General features: G+C 73.6%; 2 protein-coding genes. Both read left to right on the top strand.

The window, feature by feature from the left end; translation table 11 throughout:
* Positions 1–251: 251 nt before the first annotated feature.
* Positions 252–866: a vitamin K epoxide reductase family protein gene (locus tag AC07A6_RS31715; RefSeq protein WP_362474313.1), complete on the top strand. Its 615-nt coding sequence runs from the start codon at positions 252–254 to the stop codon at positions 864–866.
* A 51-nt stretch (positions 867–917) separates the two neighbouring features.
* On the top strand, positions 918–2,270 hold the full coding sequence (locus tag AC07A6_RS31710; protein WP_362474311.1) for a replication-associated recombination protein A: 1,353 nt from the start codon (positions 918–920) through the stop codon (positions 2,268–2,270).
* The last annotated feature ends 282 nt before the right edge of the window (positions 2,271–2,552 follow it).

The raw sequence follows: 2,552 nt of genomic DNA, 5'->3' as shown, positions 1-2,552 counted from the left end.
GGAAAGGAAGTCTTGTGGACGCGGCGGGGAGTGGGGGGCGGGGGGGAGGCCCGTTTGGCCCGAGGTCGGAACCCTCCGGGGGGGGGGGGGGGGGGGGGTCCCCCCCCCCCCCCCCCCCGGCGCTTTTCCGGGCCGCGGCCCGGGGTGTTTCCGGGCCGTCCTTATCTTCCGCGAACGGATGGCGCCCGCCGCCGTACGGCACAATGGCCCCTGCTTGATGACCTTGCGGAAGCGGAGCGGGCGGGATCGGGATGACGACAACAGGCGCAGGCGCGGACACCGCTCCGCGGACCTTCGGCGGGAGCCGGGCGCTCGCCCTGCTGCTGGTCATCACCGGAGCGGCGGGCCTGCTGGCCGCCTGGGTGATCACCATCGACAAGTTCAAGCTGCTGGAGGACCCGAACTTCGTCCCGGGCTGCTCCCTGAACCCGGTCGTCTCCTGCGGCAACATCATGAAGAGCGAGCAGGCGGCCGTCTTCGGCTTCCCCAACCCGATGCTCGGCCTGGTCGCCTACGGCATCGTCATCTGCGTCGGCATGAGCCTGCTGGCCGGGGCCCGGTTCGGCCGCTGGTACTGGCTGACGCTCAACGCCGGCACCCTCTTCGGCGTCGGGTTCTGCGCCTGGCTGACGTACCAGTCCCTGTACAACATCAACTCGCTCTGCCTGTGGTGCTGCCTGGCCTGGGTCGCCACCATCCTGATGTTCTGGTACGTCACCTCCCACAACGTGCGCCAGGGCCTGCTGCCCGCCCCCGGCTGGCTGCGCGGCTTCCTGGACGAGTTCACCTGGGTGCTGCCGGTCCTCCACATCGGGATCATCGGCATGCTGATCCTGACCCGCTGGTGGGACTTCTGGACCTCCTGAGCCGGACCTGAGCGCCCTCGCGCTGTCAGTGGCCTCGCATAGGCTTCCGGTGTGGAACCAGATCTCTTCACCGCCGCAGCCGAGGACCGCCAGGAGAAGGACCCCGCGAGCTCCCCGCTCGCCGTCCGCATGCGCCCGCGCAACCTGGACGAGGTCGTCGGCCAGCAGCACCTGCTGAAGCCGGGCTCGCCGCTGCGCCGGCTGGTGGGGGAGGGCGCCGGCGGGCCGGCCGGAGCCTCCTCGGTGATCCTCTGGGGACCGCCCGGCATCGGCAAGACCACCCTCGCGTACGTGGTCAGCCAGGCCACGCAGAAGCGGTTCGTCGAGCTCTCCGCGATCACCGCGGGCGTCAAGGAGGTCCGGGCCGTCATCGAGGGCGCCAAGCGCGCCGCCGGCGGCTACGGCAAGGAGACCGTCCTCTTCCTCGACGAGATCCACCGCTTCAGCAAGGCGCAGCAGGACTCGCTGCTGCCCGCCGTGGAGAACCGCTGGGTCACCCTGATCGCGGCGACCACGGAGAACCCGTACTTCTCGATCATCTCCCCGCTGCTGTCGCGCTCGCTGCTCCTCACCCTGGAGCCGCTGACCGACGAGGACCTGAGCGCCCTGATGCGGCGCGCGCTGGCGGAGGAGCGGGGCCTGGGCGGGGCGGTGTCCCTGCCCGCCGACGCCGAGGCGCACCTGCTGCGCATCGCCGGCGGAGACGCCCGGCGGGCGCTGACCGCGCTGGAGGCGGGGGCCGGCTCGGCCATCGCCAAGGGCGAGGAGGAGATCACCCTCCAGACCCTGGAGGAGGCCGTCGACCGGGCGGCGGTCCGCTACGACAAGGACGGCGACCAGCACTACGACGTGGCCAGCGCCCTGATCAAGTCGATCCGGGGCTCGGACGTGGACGCCGCGCTGCACTACCTGGCCCGGATGATCGAGGCCGGCGAGGACCCCCGGTTCATCGCGCGGCGCCTGATGATCTCCGCGAGCGAGGACATCGGCCTGGCGGACCCGACGGCCCTGCCGCTGGCCGTCGCGGCGGCCCAGGCGGTGGCGATGATCGGCTTCCCGGAGGCCGCGCTGACCCTGTCGCACGCGACGATCGCGCTGGCGCTGGCCCCGAAGTCGAACACCGCCACGACCGCGATCGGCGCGGCGCTGGCCGATGTCCGTGCGGGGCTCGCGGGCTCGGTGCCGGCGCACCTGAGGGACGGGCACTACAAGGGCGCGGCGAAGCTGGGGCACGCGGTGGGGTACGTCTACCCGCACGACGTGCCGGGCGCGATCGCCGCGCAGCAGTACGCGCCGGACGAGATTCACGGGAAGCGGTACTACGAGCCGACGCGGTACGGGGCGGAGGCGCGGTACGCGGACGTGGTGGACAAGGTCCGCGAGCGGCTGCGCGGCGGCGCCTGACCCTGCGGGGCGGTGCCTGACCCCGGCGGGGTGGCGCCTGGCCCCGGCGGGCGGTGCCGTGCCGGGCGCGCCCGTTGCTGCCGGGTGCCGGGTGCGGGTGCCTGCGGCGCTGCTCCCCGCCCCGCCCTTCCTCCGTTCCCCGGGGCTCCGCCCCGGACCCCCTGGGGGCTCCGCCCCGGACCCCCTGGGGGCTCCGCCCCCAGACCCCCTGGGGGCTCCGCCCCCAGACCCCCTGGGGGCTCCGCCCCCAGACCCCCGCGCCTCAATCGCCGGCGGGGCTGT

The sequence above is a fragment of the Streptomyces sp. NPDC044002 genome (genome assembly GCF_056434525.1).
The sequence above is the reverse complement of the archived record's forward strand: the minus strand, read 5'-3'. Positions and strand labels throughout refer to the sequence as shown.

Coding starts and splice junctions, on each gene's coding strand:
- AC07A6_RS31715 (WP_362474313.1), top strand. CDS start 252: ATGACGACAACAGGCGCAGGCGCGGACACCGCTCCGCGGACCTTCGGC.